Source organism: Sphingobium sp. TomTYG46, assembly GCF_055396345.1.
On record NZ_AP027325.1, the window covers coordinates 101,967 to 128,122 of the forward strand.

23 protein-coding genes and 1 tRNA gene are annotated in these 26,156 nt (G+C 60.6%); 11 read left to right on the forward strand and 13 right to left on the reverse strand.

Features of this window, described 5'->3' with window-relative positions:
* Positions 1-54: 54 nt before the first annotated feature.
* Together tnpB and ACZ5YV_RS13870 are read right to left on the reverse strand one after the other, a co-directional pair.
* Positions 55-408, reverse strand: a complete 354-nt coding sequence (gene tnpB, locus ACZ5YV_RS13865) for an IS66 family insertion sequence element accessory protein TnpB (RefSeq protein WP_037487421.1) — start codon at positions 406-408, stop codon at positions 55-57.
* Entirely contained in the window at positions 405-827 is a 423-nt protein-coding gene (locus tag ACZ5YV_RS13870) for a transposase (RefSeq protein ID WP_464789661.1), read from the reverse strand. The genes tnpB and ACZ5YV_RS13870 overlap by 4 nt, the downstream gene beginning before the upstream one ends.
* Before the next feature lie 320 nt (positions 828-1,147).
* Between ACZ5YV_RS13870 and ACZ5YV_RS13875 the strand changes: the two genes are divergently transcribed.
* The 3 genes from ACZ5YV_RS13875 to ACZ5YV_RS13885 all read left to right on the forward strand — a co-directional run bounded on the left by ACZ5YV_RS13875 (position 1,148) and on the right by ACZ5YV_RS13885 (position 2,786).
* Positions 1,148-1,744 carry a TetR/AcrR family transcriptional regulator C-terminal domain-containing protein gene (locus ACZ5YV_RS13875; RefSeq protein ID WP_464789662.1) on the forward strand — a complete coding sequence of 199 codons (597 nt, stop codon included), beginning with the start codon at positions 1,148-1,150 and terminating at the stop codon, positions 1,742-1,744.
* Positions 1,745-2,028: 284 nt separating this feature from the next.
* The gene (locus ACZ5YV_RS13880) at positions 2,029-2,400 is read left to right on the forward strand and encodes a DUF6481 family protein (RefSeq protein WP_464789663.1); all 372 of its coding nucleotides are present in this window, start codon (positions 2,029-2,031) and stop codon (positions 2,398-2,400) included.
* A gap of 53 nt (positions 2,401-2,453) precedes the next feature.
* The gene (locus tag ACZ5YV_RS13885; protein WP_464789664.1) at positions 2,454-2,786 is read left to right on the forward strand and encodes a hypothetical protein; all 333 of its coding nucleotides are present in this window, start codon (positions 2,454-2,456) and stop codon (positions 2,784-2,786) included.
* Positions 2,787-2,975: 189 nt separating this feature from the next.
* Here ACZ5YV_RS13885 and ACZ5YV_RS13890 read toward each other — a convergent pair.
* A tRNA-Gln gene (locus ACZ5YV_RS13890) sits at positions 2,976-3,050 on the reverse strand.
* 122 nt (positions 3,051-3,172) lie between these two features.
* Here ACZ5YV_RS13890 and ACZ5YV_RS13895 point away from each other — a divergent pair.
* Positions 3,173-3,694: a MarR family winged helix-turn-helix transcriptional regulator gene (locus tag ACZ5YV_RS13895; RefSeq protein ID WP_449469244.1), complete on the forward strand. Its 522-nt coding sequence runs from the start codon at positions 3,173-3,175 to the stop codon at positions 3,692-3,694.
* Between the two features lie 66 nt (positions 3,695-3,760).
* Positions 3,761-4,075, forward strand: coding sequence for a hypothetical protein (locus ACZ5YV_RS13900; protein ID WP_464789665.1), 315 nt, complete (start codon positions 3,761-3,763; stop codon positions 4,073-4,075).
* 45 nt (positions 4,076-4,120) lie between these two features.
* Here ACZ5YV_RS13900 and ACZ5YV_RS13905 read toward each other — a convergent pair whose 3' ends face one another.
* Positions 4,121-4,948 carry a transglutaminase family protein gene (locus tag ACZ5YV_RS13905; protein ID WP_464789666.1) on the reverse strand — a complete coding sequence of 276 codons (828 nt, stop codon included), beginning with the start codon at positions 4,946-4,948 and terminating at the stop codon, positions 4,121-4,123.
* 128 nt (positions 4,949-5,076) lie between these two features.
* Between ACZ5YV_RS13905 and ACZ5YV_RS13910 the strand changes: the two genes are divergently transcribed.
* A complete protein-coding gene (locus ACZ5YV_RS13910; RefSeq protein WP_464789667.1) occupies positions 5,077-5,340 on the forward strand; it encodes a hypothetical protein in 264 nt (87 codons plus the stop codon).
* Here the strand turns inward: ACZ5YV_RS13910 and ACZ5YV_RS13915 are convergent.
* The 3 genes from ACZ5YV_RS13915 to ACZ5YV_RS13925 are packed head-to-tail and all read right to left on the reverse strand — an operon-like array spanning position 5,275 to position 11,097.
* Positions 5,275-7,149 (reverse strand): response regulator, encoded by a 1,875-nt coding sequence (locus ACZ5YV_RS13915; protein WP_464789668.1) that lies wholly within the window; start codon positions 7,147-7,149, stop codon positions 5,275-5,277. The genes ACZ5YV_RS13910 and ACZ5YV_RS13915 overlap by 66 nt on opposite strands.
* On the reverse strand, positions 7,139-8,002 hold the full coding sequence (locus tag ACZ5YV_RS13920; protein ID WP_464789669.1) for a CheR family methyltransferase: 864 nt from the start codon (positions 8,000-8,002) through the stop codon (positions 7,139-7,141). Before ACZ5YV_RS13920 ends, ACZ5YV_RS13915 begins: the two co-directional genes overlap by 11 nt.
* Complete coding sequence (locus ACZ5YV_RS13925) at positions 7,999-11,097, reverse strand: response regulator (RefSeq protein WP_464789670.1); 3,099 nt, start codon at positions 11,095-11,097, stop codon at positions 7,999-8,001. Before ACZ5YV_RS13925 ends, ACZ5YV_RS13920 begins: the two co-directional genes overlap by 4 nt.
* A 242-nt stretch (positions 11,098-11,339) precedes the next feature.
* Between ACZ5YV_RS13925 and ACZ5YV_RS13930 the strand changes: the two genes are divergently transcribed.
* Together ACZ5YV_RS13930 and ACZ5YV_RS13935 are read left to right on the forward strand one after the other, a co-directional pair.
* On the forward strand, positions 11,340-12,665 hold the full coding sequence (locus ACZ5YV_RS13930) for an MFS transporter (RefSeq protein WP_464789671.1): 1,326 nt from the start codon (positions 11,340-11,342) through the stop codon (positions 12,663-12,665).
* Between the two features lie 86 nt (positions 12,666-12,751).
* Complete coding sequence (locus ACZ5YV_RS13935; protein WP_464789672.1) at positions 12,752-13,042, forward strand: hypothetical protein; 291 nt, start codon at positions 12,752-12,754, stop codon at positions 13,040-13,042.
* Positions 13,043-13,148: 106 nt separating this feature from the next.
* Here ACZ5YV_RS13935 and ACZ5YV_RS13940 read toward each other — a convergent pair whose 3' ends face one another.
* The 4 genes from ACZ5YV_RS13940 to ACZ5YV_RS13955 are packed head-to-tail and all read right to left on the reverse strand — an operon-like array spanning position 13,149 to position 17,783.
* Positions 13,149-13,937: a DeoR/GlpR family DNA-binding transcription regulator gene (locus ACZ5YV_RS13940; RefSeq protein WP_464789673.1), complete on the reverse strand. Its 789-nt coding sequence runs from the start codon at positions 13,935-13,937 to the stop codon at positions 13,149-13,151.
* A 19-nt stretch (positions 13,938-13,956) separates the two neighbouring features.
* A complete protein-coding gene (locus tag ACZ5YV_RS13945; protein ID WP_464789674.1) occupies positions 13,957-15,201 on the reverse strand; it encodes an MFS transporter in 1,245 nt (414 codons plus the stop codon).
* Entirely contained in the window at positions 15,201-16,352 is a 1,152-nt protein-coding gene (gene lldD / locus ACZ5YV_RS13950; protein WP_464789675.1) for an FMN-dependent L-lactate dehydrogenase LldD, read from the reverse strand. The genes ACZ5YV_RS13945 and lldD overlap by 1 nt, the downstream gene beginning before the upstream one ends.
* A gap of 12 nt (positions 16,353-16,364) precedes the next feature.
* Positions 16,365-17,783 (reverse strand): FGGY-family carbohydrate kinase, encoded by a 1,419-nt coding sequence (locus ACZ5YV_RS13955; RefSeq protein ID WP_464789676.1) that lies wholly within the window; start codon positions 17,781-17,783, stop codon positions 16,365-16,367.
* An 89-nt stretch (positions 17,784-17,872) separates the two neighbouring features.
* Between ACZ5YV_RS13955 and ACZ5YV_RS13960 the strand changes: the two genes are divergently transcribed.
* The 3 genes from ACZ5YV_RS13960 to ACZ5YV_RS13970 all read left to right on the forward strand — a co-directional run bounded on the left by ACZ5YV_RS13960 (position 17,873) and on the right by ACZ5YV_RS13970 (position 22,388).
* On the forward strand, positions 17,873-19,984 hold the full coding sequence (locus tag ACZ5YV_RS13960; protein WP_464789677.1) for a bifunctional rhamnulose-1-phosphate aldolase/short-chain dehydrogenase: 2,112 nt from the start codon (positions 17,873-17,875) through the stop codon (positions 19,982-19,984).
* A gap of 23 nt (positions 19,985-20,007) precedes the next feature.
* Positions 20,008-21,300 (forward strand): L-rhamnose catabolism isomerase, encoded by a 1,293-nt coding sequence (rhaI, locus tag ACZ5YV_RS13965; protein ID WP_464789678.1) that lies wholly within the window; start codon positions 20,008-20,010, stop codon positions 21,298-21,300.
* A gap of 257 nt (positions 21,301-21,557) precedes the next feature.
* Positions 21,558-22,388 (forward strand): IS30 family transposase, encoded by an 831-nt coding sequence (locus ACZ5YV_RS13970; RefSeq protein ID WP_464789679.1) that lies wholly within the window; start codon positions 21,558-21,560, stop codon positions 22,386-22,388.
* Positions 22,389-22,491: 103 nt separating this feature from the next.
* Here ACZ5YV_RS13970 and ACZ5YV_RS13975 read toward each other — a convergent pair whose 3' ends face one another.
* On the reverse strand, positions 22,492-24,831 hold the full coding sequence (locus ACZ5YV_RS13975; RefSeq protein WP_464789680.1) for a TonB-dependent receptor: 2,340 nt from the start codon (positions 24,829-24,831) through the stop codon (positions 22,492-22,494).
* Between the two features lie 106 nt (positions 24,832-24,937).
* Positions 24,938-26,071: a helix-turn-helix transcriptional regulator gene (locus ACZ5YV_RS13980; RefSeq protein WP_464789681.1), complete on the reverse strand. Its 1,134-nt coding sequence runs from the start codon at positions 26,069-26,071 to the stop codon at positions 24,938-24,940.
* Between the last annotated feature and the right edge of the window lie 85 nt (positions 26,072-26,156).

Genomic DNA, 26,156 nt, shown 5'->3' on the forward strand with positions numbered 1-26,156 from the left:
CAGTTTGGGAGCGATCCGCAATGGCATTTCGATCAGGGGAATCAGGCGTGCGACCTATCGCGTCGTCACCGGAACCTGGGTGCGCGGCGTGTGCATTTTCGACCATTGCAGCCCTTCGAACAAGGCCGACGCCTGCGATGCCGACAGCCGCATCACGCCATCGTGCGCCCGGGGCCAATGAAAGCCTCCGGTCTGCAAGACCTTGCTCACGAGCACCAGGCCGGTGCCGTCCCAGACCAGCAGCTTGATCCTATTCGCCCGCTTCGAGCGGAAGATGAAGACAACCCCCGAGAAGGGCTTGAGTCCGAGTTCATGCTCGACCAGCGCCGCCAGGCTGACGGCACCTTTCCTGAAATCGACCGGCTTTGTCGCCACCATCACCTTGAGCGGCCCCGGCGGGATGATCATCCCGACCGGCTCACAGCGGCGAGCACCCGGGCGATATGATCCTCGCGCGCGCCCGGCGGCACGTGGATCGCGAGGGCGCCCGTGCGGATCACGATCTCATCGCCTCCACCATCAGCCGAACCGGTGCCGTCCGCATCTTCGATCACCGCCGGGACGAAGCCCAGCTTCTTGCTGGCCAGGCGCTTGCCCGGAATGCTGTCATGCCGCCATGCGTAGAGCTGCTGCGGCAGCGGTCCATGCGTTCGTGCAATTTCCGCGATGTTGGCGCCGGGCTCGAAACTCGATGCGATGATCCGTGCCTTGGCTTCCGCCGTCCAGCGGCGCCGCATCGGTCCTGCTGGAATGACGTCCATACGCGAGGGCCGCTGACCCTCCTGCCTTTCGAAACCTGTTTCGAATGTTCTTACATCATCAGCCACTACGATACCCCTCAGACGAGGGGCAAAACATAGCCCGATCAGCGCCTACGAAAATGTGGGGAGGTTTTTGCGCTTACGGTCCATCGGACTTGCCATCTGTCACCTCCATCCTCTGGGCGCTGCCGCACCTGATTGGTGATGACAGTCACAAACTGCCATAGTGATAAACTTGTCTAATAGTCAAGTAAATGGCCGTCGCTTTACCGGCTTGCATCATTTGTGCCATGGGCCGTCAGATGAGCCGGTCAAATTCAGCTTTGCCGGGCATAAAGCCCACAGCCCGGAGGGGAGGCCGACCCGGCATCGCAGAGGCGGCGCGCTTGACCAGGGCGATCCTTGCCGCCGCTGAGGCGGCGTTCCTCAAGCAAGGCTTTAGCAAGACCAGTATCGCGGCGATCGCGGCGACGGCGGGAACGAGCAAGCAAACAGTCCATGCCCGCTTTGGTAGTAAGGAACGATTGTTCATCGCGGTCAGCGACGCATTGCTACGCGAACGTTTCTCGACGCCCGCTCCGGGAGGATTGTCGCTGCGCGACAGCCTGATCGCGGTAGCCATACAGGCGCTGGATGCGATGCTCGATCCCAAGATGGTGATGATGACCGCGATCATCATGGGGGAGGCAAAGCGTTTTCCCGAACTCGCCCGTATGGCTGACAACGACGCCAGCTTTCCCGGACGCGAAATGATGTTCGTGCTGATTGCCGACGCCGTGAGCGCTGGGGAACTTGCCTGCAATGACCCGCGACGGGCCATGCTGATGCTTCAGGATATGGTGCTTGGCACGCCCCTTCGTGCTGCGACTCTGGGGGGGGACAGCCTTAATAGCCAGGAGAGGCGCGACTGGGCCGTTGATGCCGTGGACCTGTTCCTTGAAGGCGCGCGGGTCACCCGGCAGAAGGCGGAACGTGAGAAGTAGGGTGTTTACTGCCAGCCTGCTTTATTACGCCGCATTGACAAAATGGATTCCCAATCGGCTTGATCTCTGATTCAGAGCTTCTCTTTGAGGGAGTGACAATGCTGGGGGGCCATCTGACGGGCGAGGAATGGGATGCCCCGCGGATCAGACCGAAGGAATCGCATTTGTAGCGGGACCTTGAGATCAAGCTGGTCTTTTGCTAACGGCTCGGGCTTCAATCTTAAACGCGTTATCGTTTTGCAGCACGCGGCGCACCATCGATATTTAATGTTCAAGGATAAACATTGCCTTCCTTTAAAGCTCCCTCGTTCCAAGACCGCATTGCCGCAGCAGGATCTGCCAAACAGAAGGCCCTGGATGCGCTAAGAGCCAAGCCGCCCATCGACGAGGCACTTATGGCGGAGCGACGCATAGCGCGCGAAGCGAAGGATCAAGCAATTGCAATCGAGCGGGCGGCCAAGGCTGAAGCCGCTGCTTTAGCCAAAGCTCAAAAGGCGGAACGCAGAGCGGCCCAGCAGGCGGCGGAAGCTGAAAAACAAGCCGCCGCTGAGGCTGCGGCGGCACTTAAGGCCGCCAGGCTGACGCCCCCCAGCGCTGCTGAAATGAAGGCCGCGCGGGATGCTCGCTACGCTGCGCGCAAAGCTCGAAATAAATAGCTGCCCATCCCGATCACATAGAGGGATCGATCAGCCAGCGCCTGTTGGTCGCATTGCTCGACAGGGCCCCGCCCGCTCCGGAAGATGATGGCATCCGCTTGCCTCTGCTCATCCGTACCAAGATCGATCGGCGCGGGCACAATCTGAGGCTGGTCCTGCTGCTCTGCAAGCCGGAAGCCGCCCGGGCACAGCTCTTTGCCGATGGCGAGGCAGCGCCGCGTGACTTGAAGTTGGAACGCCTGGCCCGGCTCGCCTTCCTCGCGCCCGATATCGTGAGCGCGATCATGGAGGGACGTCATCCGCCAGCGCTCACGACGCGGCACATGATGCAGCTGCCGCACATTCCGCTCGACTGGCATAGCCAGCGCCAAGCATTAGGCTTTTAGCGCTACCCTGAAAAATCCGGCCACTTGTATCGGCCCCGTGAGACGCGGGGCCTTTTTTGTGAGGTTGGCGCGCCAAAGTCCGGTCTCTGCGTACCAATCCTTCTGACCCCCAAGCAAAAACGCGCGGAACCGCGCCGTTCTGGAGGCAATCTTAAGAACTACCTGTAAGTACTGTACCGTAAGGATAGTTGGCTGGGGCGGCAGGATTCGAACCTGCGCATGGCGGCATCAAAAGCCGCTGCCTTACCGCTTGGCGACGCCCCAGCATGTGTGCGGCGACCGCCGCGCGGGACGGCATATAGCGTCTGTTGCGCGAAAGGAAAGCCTAGTCATGTCACGATGGCTTCGCCAATATGCGGGCTTCGAAATCTTCCTGGACGCCTCGCATGAATGCAAACAGTTCGCCCGCCAACGCACCGGTTTCGCAGATCACACCTGCGTCGCCCCTCTTCCTGCGCGAGGATGAGATTCGGCGGGGGATCGAGATGCTGTATTTCGGCTATTCCGCGCTTACCCGGTCGATCGACGACGGGCTTGCGGCACAGGGGCTAGGGCGTGCGCATCACCGCGCGCTCTATTTTATTTCGCGTCAGCCGGACCTGACGGTGAAGGAGTTGCTGCGCTTGCTGTCCATCACCAAGCAGTCGCTGGGCAGGGTGCTCAATGACCTGATAGAGCGTGGTTATATCGAAACACGGCAGGGGGCCAGCGACCGGCGGCAGAAGCTCTTGCGGCTCAGCGCGTCGGGCAAGATGCTGGAGGCCGAACTGTTCCGCGCACTGCGTGAAAAGATGGCGGCGGCTTATGCGCAGGCGGGGCAGGGGTCGGTGACGGGCTTCTGGCGCGTGCTGGAAGGCTTGATACCCGACGCGGATCGATCGATGGTTTCCGGCCTGCGTAGCCGCTGACTCACAGGCAACCATAAGGCTGGCTAACGGTTGGGCTCATGCGTTTGACAGCAAGATGAGGGAAGCATGAAAGCATCAATTGTGGCCGCTTTGGTGATTGTCGCGGGGATGGGCCTGTCCGCCTGCTCGGAAAAGGCAGCTGACAGCCTCGAGAATGCGGGATCGGCGATTGGCAATGACGTCAGCCGGGCGGTCGATCAGGCAGGAGCGAAGATCGACAATGGTCTCGATCATGCCGAGCGGGCGATCGACAGGGGCACGAACCAGATCGGGGTGGCGGCGAGCAATGCCACGAATGATGCAAGGCGCGAGGCCCGGGAAGCGAAGGAAGATGCAGGCGCCGCCATGGAACGCGCGGGGAATGACTTGAAGAGGGATTGAACAAGTGACGGGAGTCTCAGGGCCAGGATCCTCACGCCCGATCACTCACGCCTGAGATTGGCCGGATAACTGGCTGAGCGCTGCGGCAACATAGCGGCGGCGCTCAGGATTGCGGCTTATCTCCAGAATGGCGCACAGACTTCCACGGGCGGCTTCCACCTCGCCATGTTCCAACTGCAATCGGGCAAGCGCCCACCAGCCTGCATCATGTTCAGGCGCAACCACCGTCATACGCTCATAGATCGAGCAGGCACGCCATGTGTCGCTCGCCTGTTCCGCCCGAGTGGCCTGATTGAGGAGCAGGCGCACAAGCGTCATGCGGTTCGACATCGGCTCAAGGGTCGAAACGTCTTGCCTGCCCGTCGATGCGGCGACGGTGAGAAGCCCGGCCACTTGCCCGTCCTGCACCAGCGCGCCGCTGCGGAAAGGATCGATGATCGCCGGAGCCTCATCAGGCCCGATGCTGATCAGGACATGACCGGGCGTGTTCAGCGCATGCGCTTGCCATCCGGCGCGGCGGGCGGCAGCGACATAAAGGATGGAAAGGCTTACCGGCAGTCCCCTCCGACGATCCAGCACCCGGATCATGTCGCCGTTCAAGGGTGCGTCATAGGTCAGGCTATCGCCTTCAAAGCCGAACTCGCCGCTGAATATATGCGCGAGAAGGGCGCCCTGCGCTTCTCCCGTTTGCAGATCATCGTCGTCGATGTCCGCTCGTTCCGCCTCGATCGCATCGCCGATTTCGCGCAGCAGGGCAAGATAGGGTTCGACGTCGATCTCTTCATGGTCAAGAGCGCTCAACATCAAGGCGGCGCTGTCGAGCTCAATCTCTTCGTCAGCCAGCAGGCCGATATAAGCGATGCTTTCGTTCATGCGCGCGCCCGACGGCAATTAGCCGCCGACGATAGCCGATCGCGTTGCGAGGAAGCGGCAGTGAATTTTTCCATGCCCCTACATGGTGGCTGTTGCGCGAATTTGCACCATCTATGGTAGGAAAGGGCATGGCGAAGCGGAAAAGACGATATCTGACAGCCACGATGCCGGACGGATATGTGAAGCGGATCGGGCCGACGACCGACCCGTTCACCCATTATTGGAGGATCGTTGCCGAACTGGAAAATGGCAAAACGGAAATATTCTGGGGACATGTTAAATCGCTCGCCGAGGCGAAGAGGAAACGTGCGGCGGCAGAGGAGGCTTCAAGGATGCGCGGGTGGCGCAGCTTCCTGTTTGAAATCGCCGAACTGACTGTCGAGCCCGCCTGAAACAGCCCCGTTATTTTCCTCACACAGCTTGCCACTACAGTGCAGTAATGCCTTGGGATCGAACGGTTTGCTGATCAGCAACCGATCCTGAAACCGTTCAGGAAGGCTCTCGCGCCCATATCCTGTGACGAAGGCGAAAGGTATCTCCCTTTCCGACAGCGCAGCCGCCACATCATCGACCGGCACGCCTTGCAAATTGCCATCCAGCAGCGCGGCGTCGAAATCCGCATGCTGCATCAACGCCAGAGCCTCTTGCGCACACCCCGCTATCGTGACGGCGGCCGCGCCATCCTCCAAAATGCTGGCAATCTCCATCGCAACAAGCGGTTCGTCCTCGATGATGAGGAAACTGCGCCCCGCTATCGCGCCGCCTTGCACAGCCAACGCCTCTTCGCTCAAGTTCAGGACGGAACTGGCGGTGTTGATCCGGCTGATCCGTGGCCCGCACGGCAGCGTCATGGTCCAGCAAACCCCGCTTTCCTCATATTCTACGCTGGCCTGCCCGCCTTCTGCCTTCAGGCTGCGTTCGATGAGGGCCGTGCCAAACCCTCTGCGTGACGGTGGGGTAACGCGCGGCCCGCCGCTTTCCACCCAGCGGATTAACAGCCGGTCCCGCTCCATCTTCCACGATAGCGACACAGTTCCCGCCGGGATGCACAGCGCGCCATATTTATGCGCGTTGGTAACCAGCTCATGCAGGATGAGTGCGACGTGCAAAGCCAGTTCAGGCGCCAGTTCCAGCTCCGGCCCCTCGATAGTCAGTTGCCCAAGATCGATAGCGCCAATGTCGATCTGCCCATTGACCAGTTCACGCAGCGACGCGCCTTGCCATGTCGTGCTGCTCAGCAATGAGTGCGCGCGGGCGAGGGCATGGATGCGCCCGGTGAAGGTTGGAGCAAAGTCCGACGGACCCGATGAATGCCGCAATGTCTGCACCGCGATCGCCTGAACCGAGGCGAGGGTGTTTTTGACCCGATGGTTGAGTTCTCCGATCAGCAGGCGTTGCGTATCCTCGGCCCGCTTCCTTTCCGTCACGTCCAGCACCTGGACATTGACTGACACGAGCCGCCCCTGTCCATTGAGCAGCGCAGAGCAATAGCATTCGCATTCCAGCGTCGGCCCCTCAGCCGTCCGCATGCGCAGATGTTGAACCGCGCGAACGGATCGCCCGGCGATAAGGTCACTCATCAGGCTGTCGAACGTGGCCTCGTCTTCCGGGTCGATCCATTTCAGCTCGTCCGCCTTGAAGCCAGCGACTTCCGGCGCCCGCCATCCAAACAGTCGCTCTGCCCCGTTGGACCATGCCACGATGTGTCGTCCGGCATCGAACTCGATGATTGCTAGCGGAGAATTGTCGCTATGGGCATGCAGCCGGGCGAGGGCGGCGGCAATCTCGTCGCGCTGCCGGGCCAGTTCCTGCCGCTGCCCGAATAGCTCGACGAAAACCGCCGTCTTGTTACGCAGAATATGCGCATCGACCGGCTTCAGCAGATAATCGACCGCGCCTGCTTCATACCCGCGAAAGCGGCGTCGTTCATCGGTCGCGACCGCCGTCAGAAAGATGATGGGAACCCTGCGTGTCCGTTCGGTGCCGCGCATCAGTTCGGCGAGTTCAAAGCCGTCCATGCCGGGCATCTGCACATCGAGCAGCGCCAGTGCGACATCATGCACCAGCAGCAGTTCGAGTGCCTGAACGCCAGACCGTGCCTTGAGCAATTCGACGCCTTCCCCCGCGAACAGGGCATCCAACGCCGTCAGATTTTCCTCAACGTCATCGACAGCCAGGATCTTGGGTTTTTCAGGCGGCATGGCGCAGATCCTCCATATCCTTGACGTTACGGCGGTAGATTTTTTCAGCCTCGTGGAAGTCGGCGAAGGCCTCGGAATAGCGGGAAAAGCGGAGCGTCTCCTTCGACCCCAGACCCAGGAACCCGCCGCGCACCAGCGATCCGCCGAACAGGCCCAGCGCACGGTCCTGCAATTCGCGATCGAAATAGATCAGCACATTGCGGCTTGATACCAGCTGCACTTCGGCAAACACCTCGTCACTGGCGAGATTATGCTCGGCGAAGACCGCGCGGCGGCGCAGCGTCTTGTCGAACACCGCCGCGCCATAGGCTGCTGTATAATAGTCGGACAGCGATTGCTTGCCGCCAGCCAGCCGGTGATTTTCCGTAAACTGCGCGATCCGGTCGAGATCATATATCCCTGCCTCCGCCTTCTTGAGCGCGGCGGGACTGATATCCGTGCAATAAAAGATCGTGCGATCTTCCAGCCCTTCTTCCCGGAACAGGATCGCCAGCGAATAAAATTCCTCGCCATTGGCGCAGCCCGCGATCCAGATCTTGAGCGAAGGATAGGTGCGAAGGTGCGGCACCACCATTTCGCGCAAAGCCCGGAAATAGGCCGGATCACGGAACATCTCGCTCACTTGGATGGTCAGGAAACCCATCAGGTCTGCGAACACCGCCGGGTCGCGCAGCAGCAGATGCTGGAGTTGCGACAGGCTTTCGCATTCATGCCGTTGCTGCGCGCGGGCCAGGCGCCTGTGAAGCGAACCACGCGAATAGCCGCGAAAATCATAATGATAATGCCGCCAAAGCGCCTCCAGCAGCAAATCGAGTTCCAGTTCCTCGTGAGGCGCAAATATCTCCTCGCTCATCGCGGCATCCACACGCGGGTGAGGCTTAGCAGCTTGTCGACATCGAGCGGCTTGGCGAGATAGTCGTTCGCGCCCGCGTCCAGGCAATCCTGCTGGTCGCGCGCCATCGCCTTGGCGGTCAGCGCAATGATCGGCATCTGCCTGCCCCAAGGCTGCGACCGGATTTCGCGCGTGGCGGTCAAGCCGTCCATCTCCGGCATCATCACGTCCATCAGCACCAGATCGACCGGATCGGAAAGGCCGCGCGCCGCCTCATCCAGCGTCTGGAGCGCCTCGCGCCCGTTGCGCGCGATACGCACCTTCGCGCCGTGCGGCTCGAATATGGAGGTGAGAGCATAGACGTTGCGAATATCGTCCTCAACCACCAGGATTTCACGCCCATCCAGCGCCGCGTCGCGGTTCAACGACTTGGCGATCAGCGCCTGTTGCGGTTCGGGCAGGTCCGACACGACCTGATGCAGGAACAGCGTCACCTCATCCAGCAGTCGCTCAGGCGACTTCGCGCCCTTGACGATGATCGACTTGCTGTACCGCCGCAGCCGCATCTCCTCTTCTTGGGCGAGGTCGCGCCCGGTGTAGACGATGACGGGCGGGAAGCCGACCGCTTCGTCGGCGCTCAGGCGCTCCAGCAGGTCGAGGCCGGACGCATCGGGCAGGTTGAGGTCCAGCACCATGCAGTCGAATGTTTCGCGGCCAAGCAGTTCGAAACATTTCGCGGCGGAATGCGCCTCCACCGTCTCGACATCGCGCGACGCCAGCAGCAGCTTGACGCTTTCGGCCTGCTGCGCATCATCCTCCACCACCAGAACGCGGCGCATGCGCTGCGCCATGCGTGCTTCCAGCCCTTCCAGCATCTCGACCAGCGCGTCCCGCTTCACCGGCTTGAATAGATATCCGATGGCGCCGCTTGAAAGTGCGGCCTGGCTGTCATCATCCACTGACACCACATGCACCGGGATATGGCGGGTGCGTACGTCGCGCTTGATCCGGTCCAGCACGGACAGGCCGGTATGATCGGGCAGGTTCATGTCCAAAATGACGGCATTGGGCACATATTGCCGCGCCATCAGAGCGCCCTCATCTGCGGTGCTGGCGATCAGGCACTGAAAATTCAGTTCATGCGCGACATCGCAAAGGATCTTGGCGAAAACAGGATCATCCTCAACGATCAGGATGACGCGGGCGTCCCCCGACAATCTCTCGCGGTCGTCCTGCGCAGCGGGGCCTCGGCGCGGGCGGCTAGGCTTGGGATTGGATGGCGCGGATCGGAACTGCTCGGCAGGCCGTATCCTGTCCGCCGCTGCCGCTGCCGCGCCGTCATATCGCTCGGGCAGGATCAGCGTGAAGGCGCTGCCTTCGCCAGCGGTGCTTTCCACCTGCACTTCGCCGCCCAGCAACCGGGCGAGTTCACGCGAAATGGAAAGGCCAAGGCCAGTGCCGCCATATTTCCGGCTGACCGTGCCGTCCGCCTGGCGGAACGCTTCGAAAATCACCTGCTGCTGCTCGGCCGGGATGCCGACGCCAGTGTCGCGCACGGTAAACGCAATGCGCCCATCGGGCGTCCCGCTGACGCTCAGCTTGACCGATCCGCACTCGGTAAACTTGATCGCGTTCGACAGGAAATTTTTCAGCACCTGCTCGATCCGCTGAGGATCGCTTTCCATCTCGGCTGGCGCATTGGGGGAGGGGCTTGCCTCGAACGCCAGCCCCTTGGACTGGGCGGACGGCGCGAATATCGCGTCCATCTTCTCGGTGAGCGCGCGGATGCTCATGCGGCGGGGCTGCAATTCCAGCTTGCCCGCTTCGATCTTCGAAATGTCGAGAATGTCGTTGATCAAGGTCAGCAGGTCATTGCCCGACGTTTCGATCGTCTCCGCATGGCGGACCTGATCGGGGGAGAGATTGCCGCCGCGATTTTCCGCCAGCAACCGCGCCATGATCAAAAGCGAGTTCAATGGGGTGCGCAGTTCGTGGCTCATATTCGCCAGGAACTCGGATTTGTAACGGCTCGCCTGCTCCAGTTCGCCCGTCTGGTTTTGCAGCGAATGTTGTGCCCGGGTCAGATCATCGCGCTGAATCTCCAACTGTCGCGCCTGTTCCTCCAGCTGGGCGTTGGTCTGCTCCAGTTCCGCCTGCTGCGCCTCCAGCCGTGCGGCCGATTCCTGCAACTGGCGGCTTTGCTGCTCCAACTCCTCATTATTGGCGCGCAGTTCTTCGCTCTGCGCCTGCAATTCTTCCGCCTGCTGCTGCGTTTCCTCCAGCAATTCCCGCAGGCGCGCACGATATTTGCCGGAACGAATGGCAACACCCAGTTGCCCCGCGATCCTGTCGAGCAATGCCAGCGCATCGCCGTCCGCGTCCTTGGAAAGTCCGAGTTCTATGACGGCATTGATGGTGCCATCAGCCTGCGTGGTGCTGATCAGCAGGCTGTCCGGTTTCGATTGGCCCAGCGCCGATCCATAGGACAGATAGCCCTCGGGCACATCTTTCAGGAAAAAGCTGCGGCGATCGCTCACCGCCTGACCGAGCAAGCCGTCTCCCACCGAAAAGCGTTCGGGCAGGGGTGCGTCGGCAGGAACGGCATAGGTCGCGTAGCGGCGGAAACCCTCGCCATTGGCGATATAGAGCGCCCCTGCCTGTGCCTGAAGGTAATCGGCCATGAACGTAAGAGCGCTCGACGCCAGCGTATCCAGCGGCTGCTCCCCACCCACCGCCTTGGCAAGGCCGACTTGCCCATTTTGCAACCATTCCTCCCGCGATATCGCCAGCCGGTTGCGAATGAACAGGACGCCGACAATCGCCAGGATCCAGCAGGTCACGCCCGCCAGCGAACGGTTGGTGATGGCGACTTGAGGATCGACACCGGCCGGGGCAAGGGTGAAGCCGACGATCATCAATAGTGTCGCGGCTATTGCAACGACGATCGGGACCAGTGGACGCCGGGCGACATAGGACAGCACGAGCGGCAGCAAATATGCCACCCATACGGCGGTTCCCAACGGAAAGATTATGTCGGCGAGAAAGGGAAGGGCGAGCAGGACGGCCAACGCCGCATAAAGCCCTGCCTGCGTGATCGACGATTTGACATGCTGCATTTTAAAAAAGAGCCCCTGTAACGCTTCAAGCGCACAGGAAGCTCGCTCCCCCTTTAGACCCATTCCCTGATCGAACATCCAGACCCTGCAATACAGGGCTATCAATTCCATCCCGGCGGTCTCCAACGACCCGAGCGAATATTGGTTCCACGATATTCAGGCTTCACCAATTCACGCCCTTGTTCACTCGGGCCGTTCGCCTCTATTGCAGGCGTCTGGGAGCAAGAAGGGCAGGAGGGGCTATGCTGACCGGGACGAACACACCGGCCGTTGCGGCGACATCGGGCGTCAGCAAGCGTGAGCTACGAACGGTCGTGGGCGCCAGCTTGATCGGCACCATGATCGAATGGTTCGATTTCTTCATCTATGGCGTGGCTTCGGCGCTGGTGTTCAACCGCCTGTTTTTCCCATCTTTCGATCCGTTGACAGGCACGCTGCTCGCCTTCTCAACCTATGCTCTCGGCTTCCTAGCCCGGCCGCTCGGCGGCGTGGTCTTCGGCCATTTCGGCGACCGGATCGGACGCAAGACGTTGCTCATGATCAGCCTGCTCACCATGGGCCTTTCCACGACTGCTATCGGCTTCCTGCCCACCTATCAGCAGATCGGAACCTGGGCGCCGATATTGCTCGTCCTGCTCCGGCTGCTTCAGGGCTTCGCCGTCGGCGGGGAATGGGGCGGGGCAGTCCTGATCGTGGCGGAGGTCGCGCCTGCTTCGCAGCGCGGCTTCTGGACCAGCTGGCCGCAGGTCGGCGCGCCCGCAGGCAATCTGCTCGCCGCTGCCGTTTTCGCCATATCATCCGCGATGCTGACGGAAGCGGACTTTATGGCCTGGGGCTGGCGCATCCCGTTCCTGCTGTCGATCGTGCTGGTACTGGTGGGTTGGTGGCTCCGCCGCGCCGTTTCGGAAAGCATGGTTTTTGCGCGCGAAGCGGCGGCAGGCGGTGTCGAGCGCTTCCCGGCCGTAGAGGCAATCCGGCGCAAGGGCCGCGCCTTGCTCACCGGAGCCGGGCTCCGCTTCGGCGAGAATATCTGCTACTATGTCGCCGCGACTTTCTCGATAACCTATTGGACCGAAATAAGGGGCGGCGACCGTTCGCTCGTCCTGAACGCCGTGCTGATCGGCTCTGCCCTCGAATGCCTGACCATGCCCTTCTTCGCCGCATTGTCGGACAGGATCGGGCGCAGGCTTGTATATGGCGCGGGCGCGATATGCGTTGCAGCCTGGTTCACGATCTTCTTCTCGCTACTCGACAGCGGAACGATCTGGACCGTCGGACTGGCAATCACCATCGCGATGGTAGCGCACGGCGCCATGTATGCTCCCCAGGGCGCGATGATCACCGAACTCTTCCCAACGCGCCTGCGCTATTCGGGAGCCAGCATCGCCTATCAGGCGACCTCCATCGTGGCAGGGTCTCTAGCCCCCATCATCGCCCTGTCATTATACAAGGCGAGCGGCGGAACGGGCTTGGTCGCCGCCTATGTGATAGGCGGTCTGCTCCTCACCCTGATCGCCGTGGTTGCCGCCCCCGAAACGCGCGGAGTGGATTTGAACAGCGTGACCTGATGAGAATGGCGCTCTGCTTCTTCTGAGCCGGTGACGGAACAAGCTGAAGGTCCAGCTGTTCAATATCCACCTGGAGGAGGTACAAGATGGCCGAAGTACATAAAGATCCCTACACCGGAGACCGAGTGGTCGTTCACAAGAGCAGCGGCGGGCGCACTGTCGCAATCGTGCTGGTCGTCATTCTGGCAATTGTCGGCATCCTGTTTGCCACCGGCTTCTGGAAGGCCGACGTATCTGGCGGCGATGTTCCGGAAGTCAGCGTGAAGGGCGGAGAGCTTCCCAAGGTGGACGTCGATTCAAAGGCAGTAGTCGTCGGCTCCAAAAAGGAGACCATCGACGTTCCGACCGTTGGCGTGAAGGACAATGGCGAGAAGTAACGCTCGCTCAATCAATCCTTGAATAGAAAAGCGGGCGAGATGCTGCGATGGTTGAAAAAGCTGCCGCGATATCTCGCCCGCTCTTTATATGCTTGGTGGCAGGCGATCAAACCTCAGCGATGATCACCTTCACCCCGGCTTTATCCAGCATCTCCATCGCTGCCGGTGCGACGCCCGGATCCGTCACGACAATATCCACTTCATTCAGGCCGCATACGATCGCGCCTGATGAAGAGGTGAATTTACTACTGTCGACCAGCAATATCACCTGTTCCGCCCGATCAATCAGGCGGCGTTCGGCGGCAACCAGAATGACGTCCTGTTGCATCACCCCCTGAGGCCCCACCGCCGCCGCGCCCATGAACAGTTTGGGCGCATGAAATCGCGGCATCGACTCTTCACCCGCAGGCGCAAGAATGATGTTCTGCTCCCTGAACAATGTTCCGGACGGCAGCAATATCTGCGTCCCCGACTGAGGCAGCAGCGCATTGGCGATGTGCAATGAATTGGTCAGCACCGACAGGTCCAGACCGCCTATATGGGGGCACATTTGCAATGTGGTCGTGCCGCCGTCGATCATGATGCCTTCGCCATGCTGGCATAGCTGGGCGGCGGCGCGGCCGATCGCCTGCTTTTCCGACAGATGTTCCGTGATCGACTGGGCAAAGGGCGTACCCGCGAGCCGGGCGGCGCCTTCAGGCTTGCCGCCATGGCTTTCCGTCAACCTTGCACCACCACGAACACGGTGGATCACGCCCCCTTCTTCAAGGCGGGAAAGGTCACGGCGGATGGTGGCGGGGGACGCCGCGAGCCGCGATTCAAGAGCGCGATAGCTGACGAAGCCGGTAAGGCCCATTGCTTCGATGATCAGCCTTTCGCGTTCTTCCGCGTGCATTGTCCCCAAACCCCCTTGATCAGGCAGCCGCCCGTTCAGCTTCAAGCTGTTCCAGCGACTTGCCTTGGTTGCGCGGCGCCCAAAGGGTGCCGATGACGCCGCTTATGACGAGGAAGCCTGTCAAAATCCACGCCAGTGTTGTGAAGCCGGTAGCGCTCAGCATCGGCACGAAGAAGCTGAATATGCCAAGGCTGATGCGGACGATGGCGAAACACAGCCCCTGCGCCGTGGACCGGAGCATCGTCGGGAACATCTCCGAACTCCACAGCTGGAAGAAGCTCTGCGCACCGAAACCACCGCCGAACTGGAGCAGGAAGACATAGAGCAGCGCCACCGGGATAGTCAGTGGGAAGATGGCGAGCAACGCCATGCCGACGATCTGGATGGCCGCCGAAATCGCGAACATCGTGCGCTGGTTCACCTTGTCGGCATAGCGCATGAAGACCAGACCGATGGAAACCATGCCGATCGCGAAGGACAGCGCCTGGATCGCGACCGACTGCGCCTGTGTGGCAGCGCCAACTGTGCGCAGGATATAGGGGAAGAAGAAGCCGTTGGTTCCCGCCCACAGGTTCCAGAAACCATACATGCCAACCAGACCCAGGATGGAGGCGAGATATTTGGGCTGGAACAGCGTGGACACCGGCAATTTGGGTGTGCCTTCCTTCTGCGCGGCTTCCCAGCGCTCGGATTCCTTCATGCGCGAACGCAGGAAGGTAAGGCCAAGGGCAATCACCAGCAGATGGGCAAAGACGATGCGAGCGCCCAATTCGCCAAGGCTGGTCAGCGCCAGGCTGAGCAGCAGCACGACCACCGGACCCAGATACCACAGCACCTGCGCGACGCCAGAATGCTTGCCGCGCCTGTCATCGGGCGCTTGCTCCGCGATCAGCGACCAGGATGCCGGAATGTCGGCGCCAACCGCGACGCCAACGATCAGGAAGCCCACCACGATCATCCATGGCGCGAAGGCAAAGACCAGCATCGCCATGCCAACAGCATAAACGAGCATGTCCCACTGATAGATTTTTTTCCGGCCCAGCTTGTCGCACAGACGTCCGCCGACATAAGCGCCAACGCCCGCGCCGATCGCGTTCGGGCCGAACGCGCCGATCAGGCCGATGAAGTCGTTCGACAGCTTATAATGTTCCTGCCAAAGCGCGAGTGCGGCAGAGCCGGCAACGATCGAACCAGCGTCGATATAGTTGGCAAGACCCGCAAGGATCGTATCCCGCCAATTGTCCTTCTGTGCTCCCGCACTCATTACACGTCCCTCCCGGCCAAAATGCTCTGATCTATGTCGGCGATATTGGAGCAGCCGGTGAGCGCCATCGCCACGCGCATTTCGGCTTCAACTAATTGCAGCATCTTCGTCACGCCCGCTTCCCCCTGCGCAGCCAAGGCATAGGCCCAGGCTCGGCCCAGCAGCACGCCCTTGGCGCCCAGCGCCAGCATGCGCACCACGTCCAGACCCGATCGGACGCCGCCATCGACCAGCACGGTCAGCTTGTCGCCAACCGCCTCGGCAATCGGGGGCAGGGCGCGGGCCGTGGACAGCACGCCGTCCAGCTGTCGACCGCCATGGTTGGACACGATGATGCCGTCCGCGCCCAGCGCAGCGGCCTCCCGCGCGTCCTCGGGGTCGAGGAGGCCCTTGATGATCAACGGCCCCTTCCATTCGGATCGGATGAAATCCAGATCGCGCCAATTGATCGACGGGTCGAAATTATTGCGCATCCAGGCGAAGAAATCTTCAATCCCGGTCTTGCCCTTGAGCACGGGAGCGACATTGCCTAGCGTATGGGGGCGGCCGCGAACGCCCACATCCCATGCCCAACCGGGCTTCATGGCGGCCTGAGCGGCACGCCAGATCGCACCCTTAAGGCCGTCCGCCCCGGCAAGCCCGCTATGATAGTCGCGATAACGGCTGCCCGGCACCGGCATATCCACGGTGAAGACAAGCGCTGAACAGTTGGCCGCCGCTGCCTGGGCCAGCAGGTCCTTCATAAAGGCCCGGTCCCGGATCATGTACAGCTGGAACCAGAAAGGATGCGATGCCGCGCGCGCGACTTCCTCCAGCGAACAGGCGCCTACGGTTGACAGGGTGAAGGGCACGCCAGCGCCTTCGGCCGCCTTCAGCGCCTGACATTCGCCGCGCCGTGCATTCAGCCCGGCGAGGCCGATCGGCGCGAGCGCCACCGGCAGAGCCAGCTTCTGCCCGAACAGGTTGGTCGAAAGATTGAGTTCCGACACATCGCGCAGCACCCGCTGGCGAAGCGCTATATCGCTAAGCTCGCTAACATTCTTGCGCAGCGTCACTTCGGCGTATGAACCGCCATCGATATATTCGAACAGGAACCGGGGCAGGCGGCGGCGGGCGGCCTCGCGGAAATCGGCAACGCTGGCTATCGGCATTCGCGGAGACCTTTAAGAAACCATCTCACCAATTCCAGCCAACCAACTGGAACGGTAAGAGGAAATATCCTGATCCAGCGGTTTGACAAGGCTGAGCGATCCCTGCGGCTTCAGGCTCGGATCGATCAGGCGCAGCGCACCGAAGGACACATCATTATGGGCGTTGGCCGTATAGACCTGCATTTCGGGCCGCAGCGAAGCCAGAGCCCGCACGAACACCTCCGCATCGGCAAAGCGTCCCTCGACCAACAGTCGATCGCGTGAGCCGATCAGGTCCAGCATCGTGTCGGCCACCAATGCGGCATATAGGCATACCGCCGCGCGCCGTTGATACCAATCTTCCGGCCGTGCAATCCAGTTGCCGCTGCCGGTGGGGTAGGGGCCAAAGCCCTGCGCCAACGTCGGCAGTAACATCGCGCCCGATTGTACGACCTCGGACACAGCGGCCAGCAAGGCTGGCTGATCGGGTTTGATGTCGACGCGGCGTGTGTCAAATTCGATCACCGTCTCGATCTCGCGTCCGCCCATGAAGCGGGCCGATGGCACGGCGCATCCATAGGCGTCGACGTTCACCAGGCAATCGCGCCCTTCGGCAAGGCTGCTGGTCGCCAAAGCTTCTTTGGGCAGGCGCATCGCGATGAACCAGGTGCCGGTGGATAGGATCGTCGAATCGCCCTGTGCGATCTCGTCAAATCCGCGCGCGGCGAGTAACGCCGCGTTGGAATCGTGCAGCCCGGCAAGAACGCGGATATTGGGAGAAAGGCCGGTGCGCTCCGCCAGTTCGGGCCGGATAGTGCCCAGGCTGTCGGCGGCCTTGACCAGCGGCGCAAAACGCTTCGCCCAGCCAAGCCGTTCGGCCAGCGGTGAAAAGCGGGCTTGATCGGGCGTCCAGAGGTCGCTGTGACAGCCGAGGCTTGTCACTTCCGTCGCTGCGGCGCCCGACAGGAACCAGCCCCAATATTGAGCCCAGGGTAGCAGCGTCGCCGCCGCCATCTCGGCGGGGTAGAGGCGATCGAGCCAGTAAAGTTGCGACCCGATATTAAGGCCGTCGGGCAGGGCGGGCGAACCGGTGATCGCAAAGGCATCGCGCTCCTTGCGATAGGCGTCCATGATCTCGTTCGGAATAGACTGCTCATAATCGAGCGGTGCGAAGGCAAGTGCATCGCCCGCAAGCGCAGCCACGCCTGCGCCATGCGCGACGGGGACGATGACTTCCACGGGACTCGACGCGTAGCGCGACAGTGATTCTGTGAGCCATTCGGCGATGCCTGCGGTGTCGAGGCGGCGAATCCCATCCTCGAACCGCACCTCGTTCGGGCGGACCTGGCGGTCCAGAATCTGGCCGTCACGAGACCAAAGAGACACTTTGCTCAGCGTTTTGCCGATATCGACGATGATAGCGAAGCCGCGGTTCAGTTCGTCCTCCCGCATGAAACTTTTCTCATATTGTTTGATCGAATATGATCGATTAGTAACGCAAAGGATTGATCGAGGAAAGCGCAAATGATAATAGGAGCGCCATGAACATGCAAAATCCAGTCTCGTCGGCGGCCATCCCCTTTGCCGTCCCCTCCAGCCGCTGGGATGACGGCGTCGCCGCGACTCTCAGCCCTGCCGAATTGCTCCTGTATCGGTCGAATCTGCTCGGTTCGGACCTGACGGTGACCAATTTTGGTGGTGGCAACACCTCCGCCAAGATCGTGGAGACCGATCCCCTGACGGGCGCGCAGACCGAAGTGCTGTGGGTCAAGGGTTCCGGCGGCGACATTGGTTCGATGAAGCTGGATGGCTTTTCAACGCTCTATCAGGAAAAGCTGCTAGGCCTTGAGAAACATTATGGCGGCCCCGACGACGACGACAAGATGGTCGGCTACCTGCCCCACTGCACGTTCAACCTGAACCCCCGCGCCGCCTCGATCGACACCCCGCTGCATTCGCTACTTCCTTTTGCACATGTCGATCACGTCCACCCCGACGCCATCATCGCGCTTGCCGCTTCTTCGGGTGGCGAAGCCGCGACCAAGGAAATCTGGGGCGGCAAGATCGGCTGGCTGCCCTGGAAGCGCCCCGGCTACACACTGGGCGTGCAGCTGCGCGACTATGTGAAGGCCAACCCCGGCGTCGAAGGCGTAATGCTCGCGGGCCACGGCATCATCTGTTGGGCCGACAGCGCCAAGTCCTGCTACGAACATACGGTCGAGCTGATCGCGGACGCCGCCAATTATCTGAACGCCAAGCTGGCCGAAAAGCCTGCCTTCGGCGGCCGGGTCGTTGCTCCTAATGCTGATCGTGCAGCGATCGCCGCCGATCTGATGCCGCGCCTGCGCGGCCTGATGACCGGCGCGCGCACCAAGGTCGGCCATTATTCGGATGACGCCGAAGCGCTGGAGTTTGTGGGTTCGTCCGAGTTCCTGCGCCTTGCCGCGCTGGGCACTTCCTGCCCCGACCATTTCCTGCGCACGAAGATCGCGCCGCTGCCGCTCGATCCGGCGAAATTGCAGGACGACGCCTATCTGGCGGAGCAGATCGCAGCCTATCGCGATATGTATGCAGCCTATTATGAGCGTTGCAAGCGGTCCAACTCGCCCGCGATGCGGGACGCCAACCCGATCGTCGTGCTGGTGCCGGGCGTCGGCCGCATCACCTTCGCCGGTGACAAGACGACCGCGCGTCTGGCCGGTGAGTTTTACGGCAACGCGATCAACGTCATGCGCGGCGCCGAAGCGATCGGCGAATATATCGCGCTCGACGAACAGGAAGCGTTCGACATCGAATATTGGCTGCTGGAAGAAGCAAAGCTCCAGCGCATGCCCAAGCCCAAGCCGCTCGTCGGCAAGATCGCCTTGGTAACAGGTGGCGCGGGCGGCATTGGTGCCGCGACCGCCGCGCGTCTGCTGGCGGACGGCGCCTGCGTCATGCTGGCCGACCGTGCCGCCGACGCGATCGAAGAAGTGCGGGCGGGCTTTGCCAAGCAGTTCGGCAAGGATGTGATCCGCGCCGCCGTGTGCGACGTGACCGACGAAGCACAGGTCCAGGCCGCGTTCGACGATTGCGCCCGTGAGTTCGGTGGTCTCGACATTCTGGTCGCCAATGCAGGTATCGCTTCGTCGGCGCCGATCGAGGAAACCACGGTCGCCCTATGGCGCAAGAATTACGACGTGCTGGCCGAGGGCTATTTCCTTACCGCCCGCGCCGCCTTCCCGCTGATGAAGCGGATGAAGGAGCAGGGGGGCACGTCGATCGTGTTCATCGGTTCGAAGAACGGTGTCGCCGCGGCGACCAACGCGTCGGCCTATGCTTCGGCCAAGGCTGCCGCCAACCATCTGGCGCGCTGTCTGGCGCTGGAGGGCGCGCCCTTCGGCATCCGTGTCAACACGGTGAACCCGGACGCTGTCATCAAGGGCAGCAAGATCTGGGACGGTGACTGGCGCAAGGAACGCGCTGGCGCGCATGGCATCGACTCCGGCAAGGAGCTGGAGGAACATTACCGCCAGCGTTCGATGTTGAAGCGCGACGTGCTGCCGTCCGACATCGCTGAGGCGGTTTACTTCCTCGCTGGCGACATGTCGGCCAAATCGACCGGTAACATGATCAATGTCGATGCAGGCAACGCCCAGGCGTTCACGCGCTGATCAGCAACGGAGAGGCTAATATCATGACCAACCTGCCCATTTCCGCTGAACTTATTGCGGAATCCAATGCCCGCGACACGCAAGCACTGGAAGAAGATTATGCCGCGCTCGGCCGTAAGCTGTCGCGCACCGGCATCGACATCGATGCGATCAAAGACCGCGTGGCGGGCTTTTCCGTCGCCGTGCCCAGCTGGGGCGCGGGACGGGGCGGCACCCGCTTCGCCAAGTTCCCGATCGCGGGCGAACCGACCAACATCCACGAAAAGCTGGAAGATTGCGCCGTCATCAACCAGCTGAGCCGTGTCTCGCCGCGCGTCTCGCCGCACTTCCCCTGGGACAAGGTAAGCGATTACAAGGGCCTGCGCGAGGAAGCTCAGAGCCTTGGTCTTGGTTTCGATGCGGTCAATAGCAACACCTTCCAGGATCAGGTCGGACAGGCGCAAACCTACGCCACCGGTTCGCTGTCCTCAACGGTCGAAGCGACGCGCCAGCAGGCCGTCGAGCATAACATCGAATGCATCGAGATCGGCCGCCAACTGGGTTCGACCGACCTTACCGTCTGGGTCGGCGACGGCACCAACTTCCCCGGCCAGCAGGACTTCGCCCGCAGTCTGGACCGCTATCTGGAAGCCGCAGCTCAGGTCTATGCGGCGCTGCCCGGCGATTGGCGGATGCTTCTGGAACATAAGATGTTCGAGCCGGCCTTCTATTCGACGGTCATTTCGGATTGGGGTTCGTCGATCCTCGCCGCGCAGGAGCTGGGTCCGAAGGCCAAGTGCCTGGTCGATCTTGGCCATCATGCGCCCAACGTCAACATCGAGCAGATCGTGGCCCGCCTACACCGTTTCGGCAAGCTGGGCGGGTTCCACTTCAACGACAGCAAATATGGCGACGACGATCTGGACAGCGGTTCGATCAATCCGCACCAGCTGTATCTGGTCTTCAACGAACTGGTCGAGGCGGAACTGCATCCGCGCGACGGGTTCAACCCCAGCTACATGATCGACCAGTCGCACAATGTTACCGACCCAATAGAATCCATGCTGTCGTCTGCCGAGACGATTACGGCTTGTTATGCCAAAGCGCTGTTGGTCGATCGTGGCGCACTGCATGCTGCGCAAGAAGGCAATGACACGATGATGGCGTTCCAGGCGCTGCGTCGTGCTTACAATGTCGATGTGGCACCGATCATCGCCAAGGCCCGTTTGGAGGCTGGCGGCGCGATTGATGTTCTCGCAACCTACCGCGCCAGTCTGTGGCGCGAGCGCAAGGCGCAGGAGCGCAAGCCGGTCGGCTTAGGCGCAGGAATCGTCTGATCTGAAAATTTGAAAGGGGACGGTCAGAATATGACCGTGCCCTTTCAATCATCTACCGCCTCCAGCCATATTAAATTTAACATAAGATATATTATCGTACAAACGTCGTTCTGAGGGTGGATTCTAATTCGAAGTGCGAATTCCTAGGATTTATAGGGATTTTATCCCCTTTCCAGGAAGGCACGCCGTAAACGGCTATCAGTATCTGAGTTTAGACGAGCTGCACGACTTTATGATTGGCGGCGACCGGACGGTCTGTGCGGCAAATCGCGGACGCGCTGCGGCGGCATCTGTCGACGATTTATCGCGAGCTCAAGCGCAACCGGCATCTGGGTCATCATCCGCTGTTTCGCGGCTATTCTCCCACGGCCGCACAGACATGGCCAGCGGGCGTCGTGTCCGTGACCGATTGCGGGTTACTTGCGGCGCCATCGGGCAACCGGGAGGCGGTGTGCCACCCGGCGGTTGCCCGCCGTTCGCGTTGGCAACGCTACGCTCGTAAGCCACGCGGTCTCCATATTCCTGTGGTCAATACGATCGGCGGGCGCCCGCCGGAAATTGCGGATCGCAGCGGCTTCGGACATTGGGAAGGCCACATTCTGATTTTCAGGAGAGAGGATGGCAAAGCCAATCTCACCTCGCTGGTCGAACGCCGCAGCCGTTTCACTTTCCTCGCGCGTAATCCGAGCTGGAATTCCGCCGGGGTCATGGCCGACATCGATCGGCATTCCGCAACATCCCCCTGCCCTCCGGCGGAGCATCACCTTCGATCGGGGCACGGAATTTACCGCTTATGCGACACGCGAAACAGACTCGGCATCACCAGCTATTTCTGCCTGCCATCGGCGCCGTGGCAGAAAGGCGGCGTGGAAAATTGCAATGGACGGATACGGCGCTTCCTGCCCTCCAACACATTGCGCTGCCGTCGGACAAGGAGATCCAGGCCGTCGCTGATCGCCTCAACAGCACAACCCGCAAGTGGATGCGCACGAGGTCGTGGGAAAACAGATCGCCCTCCTCAAGGCCGGATGAAATACTATGCATCACCCCGGGTGTCGCACTTCAAATCAAAACCGCCGGAAGGATAGCCATTTTCTGACGGGGACGGCGATATGCCCGTCCGTTGTAATAAGACATGGCGTGTGTGTGTCGACAATAACGAAGCAGCCGACACACACACACACTTGAAGTTCAAAACGCGATACCGACGTCGATCCCGTATGTGCGCGGAGCCTGGAAGGTGCCGAGTACCCACGTATCGAAGATCGGAAACAGAAACTCTGGCTTATCCGAATTGTTCAGATTTTTGCCCCAGAGCGAAATCTTGCCCTTGGCGTTGCCTACCGGGATTTCGGCAAAGGTGAACCGTGCGCCTATTTCCCAAGTTGCCCTTATCACCAACTGGTCGTCGAGCACGGGGTCACCAGCGCCGATACAGCCGTCGGTCGCCGATTGTGTGGCCCCCACCGGGCACTGCAACCGGAAATGATCGCCCTTATACTGGCCATCAATGCGGAAGCTCAACTTGGTGCCACCTGGAAATTCGGGGAACTCATATTGCGCAGCGACATAGCCGGTGCGCCGGGGTTGATATGTACGCACCGGGGTAGCGGCCGGATTAGCCGTCTGTGGCTTTGTGTTGACGTCCGTAAAGCCATAGGTGCCGGTCAAAGTAAGGCCGTCGACCGGCAGGATCGTGGCTTCAATCTCGTAACCCCGCGCTCTTTCGCTACCGGCATTCAGCAGGATGTTGCCACCCTGATTGGGATCAAAGCCCGTCACCTGGAGGCCTTTTCGATCCGCCTGGAATAAAGCGACGTTAAGCCGGATGCGCCGATCGAGAAATTCAGACTTCACGCCCGCTTCGTAGGATTTAATGGTTTCCGGCTGGAATTCCACGCCATGGAAGATACCCCCCGAGACGAAGCCGGTGGCAAATTTCGCATAGATGTTGCTGCTCTGGGCAAACTGATACTTCAATGACGCGTCGTAATCGACGCGTTCCTGCTTGGCGTTGAAGCTGCCGCGCTGAACCGTGGGGGTCCGATCCGCATCAATCAGATCATTCTCCGTGCGATCATCTTTAGAATAGCGGATGCCGCCGCCCAGTTCGAGCGCATCGGTCAACCTGAGATTGGCATGTGCATAAGCGGCGTAAGATTTGTTGAGCACCTTAAGCAGGTCGCCACCCGCAAGATAGCTGCCGGGATTGTCGATGGGGATCGGGACGCCCGGCTGGCTGATCTGTCCGAAAATGACAGGGCTGTTAAGGTAGGCCTTTTCGCGATAATAAAACAGGCCACCAACAAAATCCAAGCTGCCGGTCTGACCGAGGAGTTGCAGTTCGTGGGACGACTGCCGCTGCTTTGCATAGCGCTCGGCTGCAAGCGCCTGAAAATACCCGCCCGTCCCACCATAAGGGTCCACCAGCGAATTTCCGTCGAGATCAGAAGACGAGTTCAGCGTAAATCCGCGCAGTCCGCCGATATATTTGACGCTCAGGCTGTCACTAAGCTCGTATACAGCCGTAAAGCTGTGACCCCAGGTTTTCTGGGTAGCTGGAGAAAGGCCATCGATCGGAATGCGGTCGAGCCGCGTCAGGCTCTCCACCATCGTGCCGCCAAGTGCAGGCTGGTTCGGGAAGTTGGTGATGCCGCTAAATGCGGCGCCGCTGTGCAGCAATTGCATGGCGTCGAGCGTGGATACCATGTCGGTATAGTTGAAGCGATAATCGAGCGTCAGGCCGTCGATCCCGGCATAGCGGATTGCTGCGAAAAACGACTCGGTGTTGTTCGCACCAAAGCTCTTCGCGCTGGTCGACGGCCCGAAAGGTGTCGGATAAAGGAATGTACGCTGCGGGGCGGAATTCTTCACATAACCGTCATTTTCGTCATGGACATATGTGAACCGCGCCGAGAGACCAGCCCATTCAGGCGTGTTGACCGTTATCCGCCCGCGACGCCGCTGATAGTTTCCTAGCGTGCCTTCGGCTTCGACACCGAATTTTCCAGTCGGGCTGGCCGTCACAAATGAGATTGCGCCGCCGGTCGAGTTGCGGCCAAAGAGTGTGCCCTGTGGACCGCGCAAGACTTCAAGATGTTCCAGATCGGCCAGATCGAAAGCGGAGTTGCCGGGTCGGCCGAGATAAACGCCATCTACATAGAGCGCGACGCCGGAATCGACCTGGAAGTTGATAGAGCCGGACGAAACGCCGCGAATATTGAACTGCGGCGCGCTGGGTGAGCCTGCCTGCTTCTGGATATTGACGTTTGGCGCGGTCTTGCCGACATCCTGGAAGCTCTTGATCTGATAATCCGCGATTTGAAGCGCACCGAGAGCTGTTACGGCTGTTGGGACATTTTGCAGGTTTTCAGCGCGCTTCCGCGCAGTAACCACGATGTCCTGAAGACCCACGCCCTGCGTCGCTTGGGCGGGTGCTGCTGGCGAAGAATCCTGCGCATTTGCCTGCGACGCCACCAGAGCAAGCACCAATGCCGAACCAGCAAGAAAATGATATTTTCCGTAAGCCATCTTCGATATCCCCTCAGTTCTGTCCGCTTTGGCGCGGATCCTGTGGGGTTGAGCATCGTCCTGCTAAGCGCCTTGCAATACCTTCAAATCAATTAGATTGGATAATTTAGCGGCGAACGACGGCGAGTTCGGGCAGACTGGTGTGGATGAGATGCACAAGCTGTGATTGGCGGGTCGCGCCCGTCTTGGCAAAGATAGAGCGGAGATGCGCGCGCACGGTGTTTTCGGCAATGCCCAGCCGATGCGCGGTCTCGATCACCGACACGCCGTTTGCAAGCGAAGCCGCGATCGACGCCTCTGTCGGGGTAAAAGAGAACAATTCCCTAAGGGCATCGCTGGTCACGACGCACTGACGTTCCGGATCGCCCAAGAAAAGCGCGATGGCCGGCGTTGTCCCGCCATGCATGAAATTAGGAATAGTGATTGACCGAATGACGATCCCGATGTCTCGGTGGCCCGATGGACGTTCGACCAGGAATACTGAACGAGATGATCCTGGCGCGGCGTTCACCGCATCCTTGAGTTGCTGGCGAAATTCGCGGTCACGGCTGGAACTGGCGATCGCCAGACGCTGCCCCGCGATGCTTATCCCATCCGCATCGGCCAGGATGGATGCGGCAAGTTCGTTCATCTTGAGAACATTCAGATTATGATCGAGCATCACGGTGCCGACAGCGAACTGTTCGATGGCGCCGGTCATCACTGCCTGCTCCGAACGGGACACCTCCAGTCGGCGATAGAGTTCGACCGCCTGCCGCAGATGGGGCACGATTTCTTCTATACGGCTGCGCTCTTCGGTATCGAAAGGCGCGCCATGGGGCGCCCTCGTCAGCCGAAGTCGGGCTTCCAGGCCATTGCTTATGCGCAGATCCACACCAAGAACGTGCGAACCGTCGATGCCTTCCAGCCACCCTTTATAATAGGCTGAATTTTTGAGTTTCGCCTCGGCCACATATTCATACAACGCCATGACCTTGCCTTCGGGCAGGCCGACAAATGGGTCGATCTGCATAAAGCGGTCAAGATATTCCTGAATCGCAGGCGGTGGTGCGGTGGGCGTTATCATTGTGCCCAAACCATCTATATTGGGTGGCGTGAGGATCAGCGTTGCCCATTTTGCGTTCACATGATCGCGAAGCAGCAGCAGAAAGTCTCGCCATGGATCTTCGCTGACCAGCGAAGCATTGAGCGCCAGGATCATACGCGAAAAGCAGGCAACCTCATTCGCGTGTGCAACCATCCTATTATCTCCTTCGCGCTCCTTGACCGGATGCGTCTGATGGAGAGCGTAGTCGGTTGCGCGAGGCTTGCCAATCGTCACCATG